This is a genomic window from Comamonas terrae (assembly GCF_001544075.1).
Classification (GTDB): Bacteria; Pseudomonadota; Gammaproteobacteria; order Burkholderiales; family Burkholderiaceae_C; genus Comamonas; species Comamonas terrae.
Map to the genome: position 1 here is coordinate 17052 of NZ_BCNT01000015.1, position 15032 is coordinate 32083.

Annotated in this window: 18 protein-coding genes; 10 read left to right on the top strand and 8 right to left on the bottom strand. The window is 66.7% G+C overall.

Annotation, left to right across the window (positions count from 1 at the left end):
• Positions 1-181: 181 nt before the first annotated feature.
• The 3 genes from phnX to Cte04_RS22045 all read left to right on the top strand — a co-directional run bounded on the left by phnX (position 182) and on the right by Cte04_RS22045 (position 1550).
• On the top strand, positions 182-1042 hold the full coding sequence (gene phnX, locus Cte04_RS17230; protein WP_245633418.1) for a phosphonoacetaldehyde hydrolase: 861 nt from the start codon (positions 182-184) through the stop codon (positions 1040-1042).
• 209 nt (positions 1043-1251) lie between these two features.
• On the top strand, positions 1252-1398 hold the full coding sequence (locus Cte04_RS22040) for a putative quinol monooxygenase (RefSeq protein ID WP_245633419.1): 147 nt from the start codon (positions 1252-1254) through the stop codon (positions 1396-1398).
• Positions 1386-1550: a putative quinol monooxygenase gene (locus tag Cte04_RS22045; RefSeq protein ID WP_245633420.1), complete on the top strand. Its 165-nt coding sequence runs from the start codon at positions 1386-1388 to the stop codon at positions 1548-1550. Before Cte04_RS22040 ends, Cte04_RS22045 begins: the two co-directional genes overlap by 13 nt.
• Positions 1551-1554: 4 nt before the next feature.
• Here Cte04_RS22045 and Cte04_RS17240 read toward each other — a convergent pair whose 3' ends face one another.
• Complete coding sequence (locus tag Cte04_RS17240) at positions 1555-2460, bottom strand: LysR family transcriptional regulator (protein WP_066481085.1); 906 nt, start codon at positions 2458-2460, stop codon at positions 1555-1557.
• Between the two features lie 73 nt (positions 2461-2533).
• On the opposite strand from Cte04_RS17240, the gene Cte04_RS17245 reads away from it, so the two are divergent.
• Positions 2534-2722 carry a hypothetical protein gene (locus tag Cte04_RS17245; protein ID WP_157082085.1) on the top strand — a complete coding sequence of 63 codons (189 nt, stop codon included), beginning with the start codon at positions 2534-2536 and terminating at the stop codon, positions 2720-2722.
• Positions 2723-2730: 8 nt separating this feature from the next.
• On the opposite strand, the gene Cte04_RS17250 is transcribed toward Cte04_RS17245, so the two are convergent.
• Complete coding sequence (locus tag Cte04_RS17250) at positions 2731-3495, bottom strand: SDR family oxidoreductase (RefSeq protein ID WP_066481345.1); 765 nt, start codon at positions 3493-3495, stop codon at positions 2731-2733.
• Positions 3496-3615: 120 nt separating this feature from the next.
• Here Cte04_RS17250 and Cte04_RS17255 point away from each other — a divergent pair, with 120 nt between their 5' ends.
• From Cte04_RS17255 to Cte04_RS22165, 5 genes are all read left to right on the top strand, one after another.
• A complete protein-coding gene (locus tag Cte04_RS17255) occupies positions 3616-4059 on the top strand; it encodes a hypothetical protein (RefSeq protein WP_157082087.1) in 444 nt (147 codons plus the stop codon).
• Between the two features lie 229 nt (positions 4060-4288).
• A complete protein-coding gene (locus Cte04_RS17260; protein WP_066481091.1) occupies positions 4289-5077 on the top strand; it encodes a ferritin-like domain-containing protein in 789 nt (262 codons plus the stop codon).
• A 28-nt stretch (positions 5078-5105) separates the two neighbouring features.
• A complete protein-coding gene (locus Cte04_RS17265) occupies positions 5106-6275 on the top strand; it encodes a hypothetical protein (RefSeq protein ID WP_066481096.1) in 1170 nt (389 codons plus the stop codon).
• Between the two features lie 133 nt (positions 6276-6408).
• Positions 6409-7206: a DUF2243 domain-containing protein gene (locus Cte04_RS17270; RefSeq protein WP_083526725.1), complete on the top strand. Its 798-nt coding sequence runs from the start codon at positions 6409-6411 to the stop codon at positions 7204-7206.
• A 157-nt stretch (positions 7207-7363) separates the two neighbouring features.
• Entirely contained in the window at positions 7364-7486 is a 123-nt protein-coding gene (locus Cte04_RS22165; RefSeq protein ID WP_281178783.1) for a hypothetical protein, read from the top strand.
• A gap of 18 nt (positions 7487-7504) precedes the next feature.
• On the opposite strand, the gene fghA is transcribed toward Cte04_RS22165, so the two are convergent.
• The 6 genes from fghA to Cte04_RS17300 form a co-directional block, all read right to left on the bottom strand.
• The gene (gene fghA, locus Cte04_RS17275) at positions 7505-8374 is read right to left on the bottom strand and encodes an S-formylglutathione hydrolase (RefSeq protein WP_066481097.1); all 870 of its coding nucleotides are present in this window, start codon (positions 8372-8374) and stop codon (positions 7505-7507) included.
• Between the two features lie 124 nt (positions 8375-8498).
• Positions 8499-9617: an S-(hydroxymethyl)glutathione dehydrogenase/class III alcohol dehydrogenase gene (locus Cte04_RS17280; protein WP_066481098.1), complete on the bottom strand. Its 1119-nt coding sequence runs from the start codon at positions 9615-9617 to the stop codon at positions 8499-8501.
• A 163-nt stretch (positions 9618-9780) separates the two neighbouring features.
• Positions 9781-10779 carry a xylose isomerase gene (locus tag Cte04_RS17285; RefSeq protein WP_066481099.1) on the bottom strand — a complete coding sequence of 333 codons (999 nt, stop codon included), beginning with the start codon at positions 10777-10779 and terminating at the stop codon, positions 9781-9783.
• A gap of 33 nt (positions 10780-10812) precedes the next feature.
• Entirely contained in the window at positions 10813-11850 is a 1038-nt protein-coding gene (locus tag Cte04_RS17290) for an aromatic ring-hydroxylating dioxygenase subunit alpha (RefSeq protein ID WP_066481104.1), read from the bottom strand.
• Positions 11851-11882: 32 nt separating this feature from the next.
• Positions 11883-12869: a PDR/VanB family oxidoreductase gene (locus Cte04_RS17295; protein WP_083526717.1), complete on the bottom strand. Its 987-nt coding sequence runs from the start codon at positions 12867-12869 to the stop codon at positions 11883-11885.
• A gap of 90 nt (positions 12870-12959) precedes the next feature.
• On the bottom strand, positions 12960-13901 hold the full coding sequence (locus tag Cte04_RS17300) for a LysR family transcriptional regulator (protein WP_066481105.1): 942 nt from the start codon (positions 13899-13901) through the stop codon (positions 12960-12962).
• An 80-nt stretch (positions 13902-13981) separates the two neighbouring features.
• On the opposite strand from Cte04_RS17300, the gene Cte04_RS17305 reads away from it, so the two are divergent.
• A complete protein-coding gene (locus Cte04_RS17305; RefSeq protein ID WP_066481114.1) occupies positions 13982-15004 on the top strand; it encodes a GlxA family transcriptional regulator in 1023 nt (340 codons plus the stop codon).
• Positions 15005-15032: the final 28 nt, after the last annotated feature.

The window sequence follows — 15032 nt, forward strand, 5'->3', positions numbered from 1 at the left end:
TTGTGGATCTTTCACATGACAGAAATATGTCGTCCCTAGCATGGAGAACAGTGCATGGCGCATTGCACAGCGTCGCGGCAGCTATGGATAAAGGAGCTTCCTGCGCTGGATGCGTGGGCGCCAGAGCATGATTCGACTGTTGAAACCTGTGGAGGGACGCGTACCCAGGGCGCGGCTTTCCATGCAACCCATCCGCATTGCCATGACCTCGTTCGATACCACTTCCGCCCGCCTGTCACCCCTGCAAGCCGTCATCTTCGACTGGGCTGGCACGCTGGTGGACTTCGGCTCGCTGGCGCCCACGCAGATCTTCGTGGAGGCCTTTGCCACCTTCGGCATCACCATCACGCTGGCACAGGCGCGCGGACCCATGGGCCTGTCCAAGTGGGACCATATCCATCAGCTGCTGAAGGAAGAGAGCATTGCCGCGCAATGGCAGCAGGTCTTTGGCCGCGCGCCGGCCGATGCCGACGTGGACGCCATCTACGCGCGCTTCATGCCCATGCAGATCGCCAAGGTGGGCGAGTTTTCCGCACCCATTGCCGGTGCCGTGGAAACGCTGCAGTGGCTGCGCGCCAACGGCCTGAAAGTGGGATCGTGCTCCGGCTACCCGCGCGAAGTGCTGGACCAGCTGCTGCCCCGGGCTGCGGCGGCAGGCATTGCGCCCGACCATGTGGTGGCCGGCGACGAGCTGCCCGCCGGCGGACGTCCCGGTCCCTTCATGGCGCTGGCCAATGTGCTGGCGCTGGGCATTGGCGACGTGCGCGCCTGCGTGAAGGTGGACGACACCGTGCCCGGTATCGCGGAGGGCCGCAATGCCGGCATGTGGACCGTGGGCCTGAGCCTGTCGGGCAACGAGGTCGGCTATTCGCCCGAGGAATTCGCCAAGGCGCCGCAGCAGGAGGTCGAGGACCGCGTAGCCGCTGCCCAAGCCCGGTTGAAGAACGCCGGTGCGCACCATGTGGTGCGCAGCGTGGCCGAATTGCCCCGCGTGCTGGCGCAGATGGCGGCCGGCATGCGCGCGGGCCGCATGCCCGGATAGGCGGGGCAGCGGCCCGCGCGGGACCGGATTCCGTTCCTGGCGCCATGGTGTCCGTTGATGCTGCTGGTACCTCGTGCGCCTGGTGGTTTCGGCGCCATGGGGTGCAGGATATTTGCATTTGCCACACCGTGGGCGGGCTGCCCGGCCGCTAGCATGGGAGCCTGCCTGCCGGTGGCCGGCAGGCGCTTCATTCCAGAAGGACCCATCCCATGCTGCTGATCGTCGGAACCGTGCGCCTGCCTGCCGAGAACCTGGAACGCGCGAAGCCCGCCATGCGGGCCATGGTGCAGGCCTCGCGTGCCGAGCCGGGCTGCCTGGAATACGCTATGCCGAGGATGTGCTGGTGCCGGGCCTGATCCATGTGAAGGAGCTGTGGCAGGACCAGGCCGCGCTCGATGCGCATTTTGCTTCCGCCCATATCGCAGCCTGGCGTGCCGCCTGGCCCGGCCTGGGCATTGGCGAGCGTGATCTGCGCGTGTACGAAGTGGGCGCGCCGCGCAAGACCTGAGCGCCTAGGCGCCCGGGCCGCCGTCCTGTGCAAATTCGGCCAGTACCTGCAGCACGCTCTCCAAGGCCTTGCCGGGAGCGGGCGAATTCCGGTGCGCCACGGCCATGGGGCGCATCAGCGCGGGCTGCAGATGGCGTATCTGGACGTGGGGTGAATCCCGCAGTTCTTCCACCTCCTCCAGCGGCAGCAGGGCCGCGCTCTGGCTGGCCGCCGCCAGGCTCTTGAGCGCGCCGGGATAGGTCAGCGTCAGAAACGGGCGCGGGTGAAAGCCCGCCTGGCCGAACCAGGCCGAGATCAGCCCATGCATCTGCGTGGCCGGCGCGAACGAAGCCCAGCGGCGGCTGGCCAGCCATTCGGGCGTCACCTGCTGCGGCGCTTGCCACGACGAAGGCAGCAGTGCCACCATGGGGTCGTTGCGCCAGGGCGTGAGGCGGATTCCGGCGACGGCGGGTTGGGGACTGGCGACGATGGCCACATCCAGCGTGCCGGCCTTCAGGCGCAGCATGGCATCGGCCGAGCCCACGGCTTCGAGCTTGACCTCGACCCCTGGGCTTTGCCGGCTCAGCGTCTCCAGCATCAGGGGCAGCAGCCGGGTGCTGACACCGGCCGAGACGCCCACGCGGACCCGGCCCTCGAGTCCGCTGGCGCAGCGGCGCACCCGCTCGATCAGATCGTCGCTGGCCGCCAGCAGCTTGCGGCCTTCCTGCACCAGGGCTTCGCCGGCCGGCGTCAGCTCGGCCTGGCGCCGGCCGCGCACCACCAGCTCGGCGTGCAGGCGCGACTCCAGCTCCTTGATATGCAGGCTGACGGTGGGCGGCGCCAGGTGCAGGGCCTGCGCGGCCGCGGCAAAAGTGCCGAGGTCCGCAATGGCGATCAGCGTCTGCAGCTGGTCGAGGTTGAGATTACGCATCAGGATTTATGAATTTGATGGTCAGTTAATTCAACTTTACAGATGTCTGGCCAGGCACGAGCATCGCCGTGCAATGTCCCATCCACTCCATTCCACCGAACCCCCTAGCCCCGCGCAAGTGCAGCAGCAAAAAGGCCTTGTGGCCGCCGCATCGAAGAAAAAAGGCTGGCTGCTGCGCTGGCTGGAGCGAGCGGCAGATGCCCTCGAACGGGCCGAGCAGCGCATCACCGCCAGCTTCCGCGTGCCGCCCAGTGGCGGCTGAGCGTGGGTCTATCCCCGGCCCACGAAAGGCATCTTGGTCGCCATCACCGTATGGAACAGCACATTGGCCTCCAGCGGCAGATTGGCCATGTGGAGCACGGATTGCGCCACGATGCCGGTATCGATCAGGGGCTCTGCCGCAATCGTTCCATTGGCCTGGGGCACGCCTTTGGCCATGCGGTCGGCCAGCTCGGTGGAGGCGTTGCCGATGTCGATCTGGCCCACGGTGATGTTCCAGGAGCGTCCGTCCAGGGCGGCGGTCTTGGTCAGTCCCATCACCGCATGCTTGGTGGCGGTATAGGCTGCGGAATTGGGGCGCGGCGCATGGGCCGAGATGCTGCCGTTGTTGATGATGCGGCCGCCCTGGGGTGTCTGGTCGCGCATCGCGCGAAAGGCTTGCTGCAGGCAATAGAACATGCCATTGAGATTGGTGTTGACCACGTCCTGCCAGTCCGACGGCGACCAGTCCAGGAAGGACCCGGGCGGATTGCCGCGCCCGGCATTGTTGAACAGCAAATCCAGCCGGCCGAAATGCTTCACCGTCCGGGCAAACAGCTGCTGCACGGCAGCAGGGGCGGTCACGTCGGTGGGGATGGGCAACAGGCGCGCTCCCGCGCCCCAGCGCTGCTCTGCGATATCCCGCACCTCGTCAAGCAACTGGCTGCGGCGGCCGGCCAGCGCCACGCACCAGCCGTCCTGCGCCAATGCGAGTGCCACGGCCTTGCCGATGCCCGAGCCGGCCCCGGTCACGATGGCTACTTTGGGGGTGTGCATGCGTTCTCCTTGGACTGCAATCGATGCAGGGCATTGTAGAAAGCAGCGCTCCGAAGCCATGTCGCGGACATCGATGCCGCAGCCGCGCAGCTGCATGGCCGGAGCAACCGGGCTGCAGGCATGCAAAAAACCGCCTCATGGCGGTTGCTCAGGCGGTTGTGGATGGCCGTCAATGTGCTGCGACAGCGATCGGGTTTCCATGCGCAATGCCGCATCCCGTTTTGCCAGCGCCTGCAAAGATATTTCTCGGAGAGCGCCTATCCGTTGCAGTCTTTGGATTTCGCGCGAAGGGAAAACAGGGCCGCCGGCATAGCCGGCGGCATCCGATGGCCACGGCTTGAGAGATCCCAAGCCGTGGGCATTCAATTACCGCTCCTGGCGGTTGCCTTCATTGCGGTTGCTGTTCTGGCCGCGGTTGGAGGATTGCTCCTGTTGACGCTGCTGCCCGCTTTCCTGCTTCTGCGAGCCGGCATTCTGCTGTTTTTCCTGTGCAGTGCTGTCTTGCTTCTTCTGGCTAGCATCATTGCGATTTTGCTGTGTCATGGTGAACTCCGAGAAAGATAAGCCGACAACAGTGTCGACACATGGCATGAGCAATCATCGTTCCAGGCCGGCCGCCCTCAATGCCGGAAATCGCGGTGCTTTCAGCGGAAAAAAATACAGCACTTTTTTCGCCGCTGCTCCATGAAAACCATCGACCGGAAATATCCCTGCAGCCGCGCAAGGAACGCAGGTTGCCGCGTTGCGCCCGTCTTGTCGAATTCTTTCGGTGAACGCATAAAAAGGAGCATTTATGCAAACCACGACTGCGGAAAACCGGACGGGCGAGCAAGCCTGCCTGGTGGGAACAAAGGCCATGGAAGAGGCGGTGCAGCAACTCAGTCCACCTTCCATCATCGATACGGCGCTGGCCGACCAGCTGCGGGAAACCTGCGCGATCGAAGCAGACCCCCTGGGCAGCATTCCGGCGCCCAGGGACGCCAGGGGGCTGCCGAAGCCGGGCCTGGAAAAGCGCAAGGGCAACGACCCCGAAACCTTCGTCGACAAGATGGGCGAGCGCATTGCCTTCGAGCGCGGCGGGGTGCGGCTTTACGACGCACTGATGGTCAAGTATCTGGCCATGGTGGAAAAGGGCATTCTTCTTCCCAATGCGGCCGAATGCCTGCAGTCGATGAAGGAGGAGAGCGCCGGCATCGATGCCGATGAAACAGCGCTGTCCACGATGCAGCGCATCCGCAGCGAGGAGCTGGCCCACTTCCAGATGCTCTGCGAGGCCGCCAAGGAGATGGGGGCCGATCCCAGCGCCCAGACACCCTGTGCAGATGCGACGGCAGTCGCGGCATTCGGGCTGGCCCAGGTGGTCAGCGATGCGCGCACCACGCTCGCGCAGGCCCTCAATGCCATGCTGACGGCGGAACTCACCGACAACGCGGGCTGGGAGCTGCTGATCCAGCTGGCCGAGCAGTCGGGCAAAAAAGAGCTTGCCGAGCGCTTTCGCCTTGCGCTGGGCGAAGAGGCAGAGCACCTGCGGATCATCCGCGCCTGGCATTGCGCTCTGGTCACCATGGCGGACGGCGTTTGAGCGGCCCCTGCATCAACGGGAGAAGAATATGAGCATCAATCTCTTTCATGACAAGGGCCTGCCCCTGGAACGCCAGCGCATGAGCTGGAAAGACATGGTGGGCAAGCCCATCAGCAAGCTGGACGACGACGCCTTCACGCGGGTCAGGGTCATTCTGATGAACGGCCTGGAGCTGGACTCGCTGCGCACCAAGCAGGTGGCGCTGCGCTGCAATGCCAGGCTGCGCGAGCCTCTGGCCCAGCTCATGCGGGTCGAGCAGCATCAGGCCACCACCATCAACTGGCTGCTGGGCGCGGACCATTCGCCCATAGAGACCACCATCGGCTATGAGCAGACCGCCATCGAGGTGACCGCATCGGTGGCCAAGCTGGAACCCGATCCCTATCTGGCGCAAGGCTACCGTTATGCCCTGCTGGAGGACTTCGACCACCTCTACCGCTACAGCGCGCTGCTGGACCGCCTGGAAGGCAAGGACGCCAACAACATCACGCAAGGCTATACGGACATCGTGCCCGCGCGCGAGACCTGGTTCCACCACCGTGCGCCCGAACATGACCTGCTGCGGCCCTACGCAGCGGATGCGGCGCTGGCCACCAAGCTGCATGCGCTGACGCTCACGGGCGGCGAATACCAGACCCATGACTACTACATGAACATCGGGCCGATCTTCGCGGACCCGCTGGCGCGCCAGCTCTATGCCGAGATTGCGTCGGTGGAGTCGCAGCACATCACGCACTATGGCTCGATGATCAATCCCGGCGAATCGCCGCTGGAAAAGCTGCTCATCAGCGAAGCCTGCGAGGTCTGGAACTATGCCGGCTGCGCCAGCCAGGAAGACAATCCCCGCGTGCGCGCGATCTGGGAGCGTTTTCTCGATTACGAACTCGGGCATTTCCAGATCGCCCTGAACCTGTTCAAGGAAATCGAGCGTCGCGACCCCGCGGAAGTATTGGGCAATGGATCGCTGCCTGAATTCATCCAGTTCGAAAGCCACCGGGACTTCGTGCGCAAGGTCATCGAGGAAGAAACCGAATTGCGGAAAAACGGCACGGAATTCACCATCGATGAAGGCAAGACCTCGTTCGACTACAGAAAGGCCGTCAATGCCGACGGTTCGCCGTCCCAGGCGGTGTCCGAGACCTATTCCTGGGCCAGCGGTACGGAGCTGATGCGCGTATCGCCCGAGGCAGCGCGCTGACGTCCGGGGCGCGTTGCAGGCAGCGGCAGCAGGTCAGGGAGCGCGGAAGCATGGCGGTGCCATGCCTTCGGGAAACGGCGCCATGGCCGGTTTGCGCGCCGCCTGGCAAACGCATGGCTTCATGAGGTGGGCAATGGCAGATTCTTCGACGGCGCGGCTCAGGAGCGCGGGATGTTTCCTCGGGTTTGCGCTGGGCGGGTTCTTCGACGGCATTTTGCTGCACCAGATCCTCCAGTGGCACCACCTGCTTTCCAATGTGGAGGCCGTGGACGACATGCGGCTGCAGATACTGGCCGACGGCCTTTTCCATGCCCTGATGTACCTGATTGCGGCGATGGCGCTGGTCCAGCTCTGGAGGGCGCGCAAGGCCGCGCTGCAGCCGGGTGCCGGCCCTGCCCTTTGGGGGTGCGCCTGCATGGGCTTTGGCTCCTGGCATATTGCGGACGGCCTTTTGTCGCACTGGCTCCTGGGCATCCATCGGATCAAGGTCGATTCGCCCAACCCTTTGGTCTGGGACCTGGCCTGGTTTGCCGTGTTCGGCCTGCTGCCTTTGGCCATCGGCTGGCGCATGGCGCGAAACCATGGCGGCCGCGGCGGAGAGGGAGGCGGTGGTGCGGCCGCGGCGGCCGTGCTGTCCCTTGCGGCATTGCTGGCCGGCCCGCTGGCCGCCTTGCCCGCTGCAGGCGGCTCGACACAGGTGGCGGTGCTGTTTGCCCCGGGTGTCGGCAGCGGCCGGGCGTTCGACGCCCTGTCCCGGGTGGATGCCCGGGTACTGTGGGCGGACCGTTCGGGAGGCCTGTGGATCGTGGACATGGCCGATCCGGCCATCGCCTGGCAGCTGTACCGCCAGGGCGCGCTGCTGGTGGGCAACAGCGCGGTGGCGGCCGGGTGTTTCTTGTGGATCAAGGCGCCTGCAGACCGGCGCACCTGAACCTGGCGTCTTTTTATCCGGGGCGGCAATGCCGGCCGGACTGCGGCATCCCGGTTCGGAAGCCGTCAGCAAAACGCCAGCCCGGCTGACAGGGTGTTACAGCCGTGCCGCTCTTCGCTGATAGATTGTCCAGGCCTGTAATTTCACCGATAGCGAGATGAAGCCAAAAATCAACTTTATAGAGAGGGAGCGCCTGTTCAGGCGCGAGCTGAAGCGGCGCCGGGTGAAGTTCCTGCCCATGCAGGTGCTGCGCCGCCTCTTCAGGGAGGCGGGCATCTGAGCCGGGCTGGCCTTTGCCTCAGCCCTGCAGCTGCTGCGCATGCCAGCGCAGATGGTCGTCGACAAAGCTCTGGATGAAGTAGTAGCCGTGGTCGTAGCCCGCGTGGCGGCGCAGCGTGAGGGGCTGGCCGGCCTTTTGGCAGGCGGCCTCGAAGGCTTCGGGCAATAGCTGCTTTTCGATCAGGAACTTGTCGGCCAGGCCCTGGTCGACGAGGATGCCGGCGGGATACGGTGCCTGCTTTTGTGCCGCCATCAATTCACTGGCGTCGTGGCCGGCCCAGGCGGCCTTGTCCTCGCCCAGGTAGCCGGCGAAGGCCTTCCGGCCCCAGGGGCAGTTGACGGGGTTGGCGATGGGCGCGAAGGCCGAGAGGCTCCTGAACCGGCCCGGATGGCGCAGCGCCAGCGTGAGCGCGCCGTGGCCCCCCATGCTGTGGCCGAAGATGCCCAGGCGCTCCATGTCCACGGGCAGCCGGGCGCCGACCAGCGGCAGCAGGTCGTTCAGCAGGTAGCTTTCCATGCGCCAGTGCAGGGCCCAGGGTTTGGCGGTGGCGTCAAGGTAGAAGCCCGCGCCCACGCCGAAGTCCCAGGCATCGGCCTCGCCGGGCAGGCCCGCGCCGCGCGGGCTGGTGTCGGGACAGATCAGCGCGATGCCCAGCTCGGCCGCCAGGCGCTGGGCGCCGGCCTTGACCATGAAGGTTTCCTCGGTGCAGGTCAGGCCCGCCAGGTACAGCAGGGCAGGCACCTTTTCGCCGGCCACGGCCTTCGGCGGCAGGTAGACCGAGAACTTCATGGCGAGGCCGATCTCGCTGGAGAAATGCTCGTAGTAGCGCTGCGCGCCGCCAAAGCAGGCGTGGGCGTTCTTGAGTTCCAGGGTGGGCTGGTCGGTCATGGATGCTCCAAAATCGGAAGCCGCAAGCGCTTTCCGAGCAAGCGCTTGCAAATTGTTTCTTAATGAAAATGGCGCCTGTCCGGCGCCATCAGCTCTCTTGTTGATAGCTTCGGATGCCGAAGAATCACGCTTGGGCGTAGTTCACCACGCTGCGGATGGACTTGCCTTCGTGCATCAGGTCGAAGGCCTCGTTGATGTCCTTCAGGCCCATGGTGTGGGTCACGAAGGGTGCGAGCTGGATGCGGCCGGCCATGGCGTCTTCCACCATGCCGGGCAGTTCGCTCCTGCCCTTGACGCCGCCGAAGGCCGTGCCCAGCCACTTGCGGCCGGTCACCAGCTGGAAGGGGCGGGTGCTGATCTCCTGGCCCGCGCCGGCCACGCCGATGATCACGCTCTGGCCCCAGCCGCGGTGCGCGCATTCCAGCGCGGCGCGCATGACGTTGACGTTGCCTATGCACTCGAAGCTGTGGTCCACGCCCCAGCCCGTCATCTCCACGATGACCTGCTGGATGGGCTTGTCGAAGTCCTTGGGGTTGACGCAGTCGGTGGCGCCGAAGGTCCTGGCCAGGTCGAACTTGCCGGGGTTGGTGTCGACGGCGATGATGCGGCCGGCCTTGGCCAGCTTGGCGCCCTGGATCACGGCCAGACCGATGCCGCCCAGGCCGAACACGGCCACCGTGTCGCCTTCCTGCACCTTGGCGGTGTTCTTGACGGCGCCCAGGCCCGTGGTCACGCCGCAGCCCAGCAGGCAGACCTGCTCGGGGTTGGCGTCGGGGCTGATCCTGGCCAGCGAGACCTCGGCCACCACGGTGTACTCGCTGAAGGTGGAGCAACCCATGTAGTGGTAGATGGGCTCGCCGTTGTACGAGAAGCGCGTGGTGCCGTCGGGCATCACGCCCTTGCCCTGGGTGGCGCGCACCGAGGTGCAGAGATTGGTCTTGCCGCTCTTGCAGAACAGGCATTCGCCGCATTCGGCGGTGTACAGCGGGATCACGTGGTCGCCGGGCTTAACGCTGGTCACGCCTTCGCCGACCTCGACCACGATGCCCGCGCCCTCATGGCCGAGCACGGCGGGGAAGATGCCTTCCGGATCGTCGCCCGAGAGGGTGAAGGCGTCGGTATGGCACACGCCGGTGTGGGTGATCTTGACCAGCACTTCGCCCTTCTGGGGCGGTGCCACGTCGATCTCGACGATCTGCAGGGGTTCTCCGGCCTTGAAGGCCACGGCGGCGCGTGATTTCATGTGGGTCTTTCTGGATTTCTGGAAGAGGGGGCGAGGCCTGGCCTTCGCTTTGCGAAACCATGAATGTAGGCCAGGCGGGCGGTGAAAAGGGGCGGTTTGGCCGCTGCCCGAGGGGCTTTGGCCGAATATCGGTGCAATCGAGTGCTTCGGCCATGAATGTACTTCAGTCCGAAGCCCTGGCCAGGGCTTCGGCGCGGATCTGCGCCGCGGTGTCGCGGAACCACCGGGCAATGGCGACGTTCTGCTCGAACAGCGAATACCGGGTGCCGCCGCCGTAGTCGGGCATGTCGATCATGTCGGTGGTGATGTAGCGCAACGGGCTGCCCGGCGTGCGGTAGTGGTGATGCAGCGCGCGCCGCACGATCTCCTTGCAGGGCTCGACGCGCCAGGCCGTCCATGTGGCGTGCCACTGGCCCGGGGCCGGGCGCGTGAACGGGTACTGGCAGGCGCGGCCGTAGTGGCCGTTGTCGGTGAGCTGCCAGACGTTGCGCGGGCCGTTGGGCGAGACCGGGCGGATCTGCAGCCAGTGCACCATGTTCTGGGCGATCCAGTCGTCGATGAGGTTGCCGCTTTCGTAGGGGTCGATGACGACCTCGCCCGATTCGACCTGCGCGCGCATGCCGACCACGTCCTGCTCCTCGGGGTTGTCCAGCTTGAGCAGCACATGGCTGTGGTCGAGCACGAACTGGAACGGCAGGCCTTGCGCGCGCACGCGTTGCGCGATTGGCGTGACGCGGCGCGGGTCTTCGCTCCACATGTAGATGTGGTTCTCCATGCCGATCTCCATGCCTATGCGCTGGCCCAGTTCCCAGGCATGCAGGTAGAAGGCCACGATGTCGTCGTCGGTGACCACGTGGCCGGCGGCATGGCGCGTGTACAGCATGATGTTGTGGAACTCGGCGCCGGCCTCCTTGCACACGCGCAGGTTGTGTTCCAGCGCGGCTTCGTCGCGCCCCGCCGTGTACGACCACAGGCCGGTGCGCAGCGGCATGCCGTACTTGTTGGCCAGCCTTATGTATTCGCGCTCCTCGCCCGGCTGGGGCATGCGGTCGAAATGGTCGAAGACCTGGCTGTCGCGCAGCATCTTGAATTGGTCTTCGAGCGGCAGCGCCTCGCAGTGGCGTATGCCGCGGCCGTTGCAGCCCAGGGAAAAATCTTGCATGGATGGCCTTGTGTGTGGCGGGTGGATGGGGAATCAGGCGGCGGCCTGCTCGGCCTCTTGCGCTTGCTGGCGCGCGATCAGCCGGCGGATGCGCGCGGGTGCGTTGTCTATGGCCAGGCGCACGAACTCGCGTACGCCGGTGCGCTCCTGCTCGCGCTGCACCCGCGCGAGGATGGCGGCGTCCTCGAGGAAGGTGTCGGTCATCAGCCGCGCCACCTGGGCGCCGGCCTCGGCGCTGTCCACGTGGTAGTTGCGCAGGTGCAGCCAGAAGTAGTGGGTCGTGGTCTCGGTCTCGGGCGTGAGGAAGTTGTACGAGAACGAACGCAGGCCCGCGTCCATCTCCTCTTCGCTGTGCTCGCGGCCCGCGGCGATGCTGCCGAAATCCACGCAGGACACCGAGGGCAGGTGCAGGTGGTAGTACTGCCAGCGGTCCACCGGCCCCGTGAAGCTGCCCATGGCCTGGACCAGCGGCACGGGCTCGGAGTCGTTCACCCAGCGGTAGGCCAGCACGTGGTCGTCATCCTGCTCCACCTTCACGCCCACATCCTCGGCCGCCGCGTTGCCTATGGTGCCCTTGTGCACGTAGGTGGTGTGCGCCGGATCGACCAGGTTGTCTGTGATGTTGAGGTAGTTGCAATCAAAGTGCAGGTACTGCCCGTCCACCAGTGCCCAGCCGGGCTCGCCATGGCGGCGCACCTCCACGATGCGCGCGGCATCGGCCAGGGCCGGGTCGCCCATCCAGATCCATACCGCGCCGTAGCGCTCGGCCAGCGCAAAGGTGCGCGCGCTGGCCGACGGCGGAATGGCCGCCTGGCCGGGGATGCGCACGCACTGGCCGCTGCCGTTGAAGGTCATGCCGTGGTAGCCGCACTGCAGGTCGTCGCCCACCAGCGTGCCCAGGGACAGCGGCGCCAGCTTGTGCGGGCAGCGGTCGACGAGCACGGCGGGCGTGCCGTCCTCGCGGCGCCAGAACACGAGGTTCTCTCCGAGGATGGTGCGGGTGGTCAGCTGGCGGCCGATCTCGCGGCTCCACGCGGCCACGTACCACGCGTTCCTGACAAAGCTGCTCATGGGGTTCTCCTTTCTGGTTCTGGATGGATGGCTCACAGGTCGAGCGTGATACGGGGGCTGCGGGCGCGCGAAACGCAGAGGCAGACCATGCCTTCGGCATGCTCCTCGTCAGACAGCGCGTAGTCGCGGTGCTCGGCCTCGCCGTCCAGCATGCGTACCGCGCACATGCCGCATTCGCCGCGCCGGCAGTCGAACAGGGGATCGCAGCCGGCGGCGACCAGGGCGTCGAGGATGGAGGTGCCGGCAGGCACATCGAGCTGGCGGCCGCTGCGCGCCAGGTGGACGGTGACGCCGCGGTCCGCCGCGGTGGCGGCGGGCGCCGCGAAAAGCTCGAAGTGGACGTGGCTGCGCGGCCAGCCCAGCCGCCGGGCCTCGGCCAGCGTGGCGTCGATCAGGGCGCGCGGGCCGCAGACATAGACATGGCGCGAGGCCTGCGGTGCGCCGAGCATGCTGGCCAGCTGCATGCCGCGCGAGGGATCGCCGCCGTCGAAATACAGATGGGCCTGGGCTCCGGCCACGGCTTCGATCTCGGTGCGATAGGGCATGAGCTCTTCGCTGCGGGCGCCGTAGTGCAGGGCATAGGGCCTGCCCGCCGCCTGCAACTGCCGGGCCATGGACAGAATGGGCGTGATGCCTATGCCGCCGGCGATCAGCAAGGCCTCGTGCGGCTCGGCGTGCAGCGCGAAGTCGTTCTTCGGCGGATCGGCCGCAAGGCGGTCGCCCGCCGCCAGCTGGTGCATGAAGCGCGAGCCGCCGCGGCCGGTGGCTTCCAGCTTGACGGCAATCTCGTAGGTCCGGCCGTCGCTATCGCTGTTGACCAGCGAATAGCAGCGCGTGGGCTCGCCGCCGGCGCCCGGCGTGTGCACGCGGATATGGGCGCCGGCAGAAAAAGCGGGAAGTTGCCGGCCGTCCGGGCTGCGCAGGCGCAGGCGGCGCACTTCAGGCGTCAGCGCTTCGGCCGAGGCCAGCTCCAGCACCAGGGTGCCGGTCGTGGGGATGGGGGATTTAGAGGATGGCATGGGCCCATGCTAGGACCCGGTGCCGTTGTTGGAAATGGCTGAATTTGCACAGCCCCGTGGCCGAAAATGCAGCGGCCAGGCGCGACGGAACTACCGCCGCTTCGGCCGCGTTTCCTGCGCGGCCAGGCGCTGGATAACCTGGCTTGCGCATTCGACAAAGGCCGCCGTGGCCGGCGGCAGGCTGCGCCCGCTGCGCACGTGGATGCCCAGCGGGCCCAGGATGGGCGTGCCCTGCGCGGATTCCAGCGGCACGAACCTAGCGGCAGGTGTGGCGGCCGATGCCGTGGCTTCCAGCCCCAGCCGGGTCTGGAAGGCGATGCCGTGGCCCGCAGCGGCGAGGCGCTTCATCAGTTCGACCGAGGTGGCGCGCACCACGGCGCGGGGCGGCTCGGGCAGGTTTTGCAGCTCGCCCTGGATGAGGGCATACGAGGCCAGGTCCTCGGTGCCGAGGATGAAGGGCCAGGGCGTGCATTGCGCCAGCGTCACGCTGCGCCTGCGGGCCAGCGGATGCCCGTCGGCGACCAGCGCGCCCAGGCGGAACTGGCCGCTGGCCGCATGCACCACGTCTTCGTGCTGCGGCATGTCGAAGGCCAGGCCCACGTCCGCACGGCCGCTGGCCACGTAGTCGGCGATGTGGCCCGAGCTGGCCGAGCTGACCTGCAGCGAGATGCCCGGGTGGCGCTCCAGCATGGTGCCGATCACCTCGGGCAGCAGCGCGCAGTGCAGGCTCTCCACGCCCACCACATGCACCTTGCCGCGCTGCAGGCCGCGCAGCATGTCCAGCTCGTTCTCCAGCCATTCGGCATCCTGCAGCACATGGGTGGCGTGGCGGGCGAACAGCTCGCCGGCCGGCGTGAGCTGCAGGCCGCTGCTCAGGCGCTCGAACAGGGCAAAGCCCAGCTCCTGCTCCAGCTGTATCAGCTGGCGGTTGACGGCCGAGGCATCGATGAACAGCTGGCGCGCCGCGCCGCGTATCGAGCCGCTGCGGCGGATGGCGTCGAAATAAAGCAGGCCGCGGGCATGGATGTGCATGGAGGCTTATTGTGAGCGCTGCATGCCGTGCCGGCACGTATAGTCGGCGCAATCGCCTGTCTTTCCCGCCTGCCTGCCTGATGGAACACCGCCACGCCCACCCCCACCGCATCGATCTGGTCGTCTACCCCGGCTTCAAGTCGCTGGAGGCCATAGGGCCCATGTCGGTATTCGACTACGCCAACGTGCACCTGCGCGCCCGCGGGCAGAGCGACGGCTACGAGGTGCGCATCACGGCCGCGCGCAAGGGGCTGGTGAAATCGGACACGCTGATGGCATTGGAGGCCACGCAGTCGCTGGCCGGGCTGCGCGAACAGGGCACGGGCTGCACGGTGATCGTGGTCGGCTCGCGCCATATCGAGCAGGTGCTGGGCGCCTCGCAGGAGCTGGTGCAGTGGCTGCAGGCCGTGGCGCCCTCGGTGGCGCGGCTGATCGCGCTGTGCTCGGGCAGCTTCTTCCTGGCCGAGGCCGGCCTGCTCGACGGCCGCCGCGCCGCCACGCACTGGAGCGTGGCCGGTGCGCTGGCCCAGCGCTACCTGCGCGTGCAGGTGGATGCCGACGCCATCTATGTGCGTGACGAAGTCGTGGACGATGCTGGCACACGGCAGCTGTGGACCTCGGCCGGCGTGACGGCCGGCATCGACCTGGCGCTGGCCGTGGTGGAGCAGGACTTCGGCCACGCGCTGGCGCTGGAGGTGGCGCGCGACCTGGTCATGTACCTCAAGCGGCCCGGCGGCCAGTCCCAGTTCAGCGTGCCGCTGGCGGCCCAGTCCACGCGGCACAGCGGCGTGCAGGCCGTGCAGCAGTGGGTGCTGGCGCACCTGGCCGAGCCGGTGACGCTGGCCCGGATGGCCGAGCAGGCGGCCATGAGCGAGCGGCACTTTCGCCGCGTCTTCCAGCAGGAGACGGGGCAGAGCCCCTCGGCCTTCGTGGAGCACGCGCGGCTCGAAGCCGCCAAGCAGCTATTGGAAAACCGCGGCCAGTGGCCGCTCAAGACCGTGGCCGCGCACGTGGGCCTGGGCTCGGAGCAGGCGCTGCGCCATCTGTTCGTGAAAAAGCTGGGCATCACGCCCGTGGCCTACCGCGAGCGCTTCGGGGATTGAGCTGCGCCGTTCATCTGCATCTCCGGGA

What these genes read in the sequence shown, in the direction of transcription:
- Cte04_RS17245 (WP_157082085.1), top strand. Translation starts at nt 2,534, where the DNA reads ATGTCCCATCCACTCCATTCCACCGAACCCCCTAGCCCCGCGCAAGTG.
- Cte04_RS17265 (WP_066481096.1), top strand. Translation starts at nt 5,106, where the DNA reads ATGAGCATCAATCTCTTTCATGACAAGGGCCTGCCCCTGGAACGCCAG.
- Cte04_RS17280 (WP_066481098.1), bottom strand. Translation starts at nt 9,617, where the DNA reads ATGAAATCACGCGCCGCCGTGGCCTTCAAGGCCGGAGAACCCCTGCAG.
- Cte04_RS17300 (WP_066481105.1), bottom strand. Translation starts at nt 13,901, where the DNA reads ATGCACATCCATGCCCGCGGCCTGCTTTATTTCGACGCCATCCGCCGC.
- Cte04_RS22165 (WP_281178783.1), top strand. Translation starts at nt 7,364, where the DNA reads ATGAAGCCAAAAATCAACTTTATAGAGAGGGAGCGCCTGTTCAGGCGC.
- Cte04_RS17255 (WP_157082087.1), top strand. Translation starts at nt 3,616, where the DNA reads ATGCAAAAAACCGCCTCATGGCGGTTGCTCAGGCGGTTGTGGATGGCC.
- Cte04_RS22040 (WP_245633419.1), top strand. Translation starts at nt 1,252, where the DNA reads ATGCTGCTGATCGTCGGAACCGTGCGCCTGCCTGCCGAGAACCTGGAA.
- phnX (WP_245633418.1), top strand. Translation starts at nt 182, where the DNA reads ATGCAACCCATCCGCATTGCCATGACCTCGTTCGATACCACTTCCGCC.
- Cte04_RS17295 (WP_083526717.1), bottom strand. Translation starts at nt 12,869, where the DNA reads ATGCCATCCTCTAAATCCCCCATCCCCACGACCGGCACCCTGGTGCTG.
- Cte04_RS17305 (WP_066481114.1), top strand. Translation starts at nt 13,982, where the DNA reads ATGGAACACCGCCACGCCCACCCCCACCGCATCGATCTGGTCGTCTAC.
- Cte04_RS17270 (WP_083526725.1), top strand. Translation starts at nt 6,409, where the DNA reads ATGGCAGATTCTTCGACGGCGCGGCTCAGGAGCGCGGGATGTTTCCTC.
- Cte04_RS17290 (WP_066481104.1), bottom strand. Translation starts at nt 11,850, where the DNA reads ATGAGCAGCTTTGTCAGGAACGCGTGGTACGTGGCCGCGTGGAGCCGC.
- Cte04_RS17285 (WP_066481099.1), bottom strand. Translation starts at nt 10,779, where the DNA reads ATGCAAGATTTTTCCCTGGGCTGCAACGGCCGCGGCATACGCCACTGC.
- Cte04_RS17250 (WP_066481345.1), bottom strand. Translation starts at nt 3,495, where the DNA reads ATGCACACCCCCAAAGTAGCCATCGTGACCGGGGCCGGCTCGGGCATC.
- fghA (WP_066481097.1), bottom strand. Translation starts at nt 8,374, where the DNA reads ATGACCGACCAGCCCACCCTGGAACTCAAGAACGCCCACGCCTGCTTT.
- Cte04_RS17240 (WP_066481085.1), bottom strand. Translation starts at nt 2,460, where the DNA reads ATGCGTAATCTCAACCTCGACCAGCTGCAGACGCTGATCGCCATTGCG.
- Cte04_RS17260 (WP_066481091.1), top strand. Translation starts at nt 4,289, where the DNA reads ATGCAAACCACGACTGCGGAAAACCGGACGGGCGAGCAAGCCTGCCTG.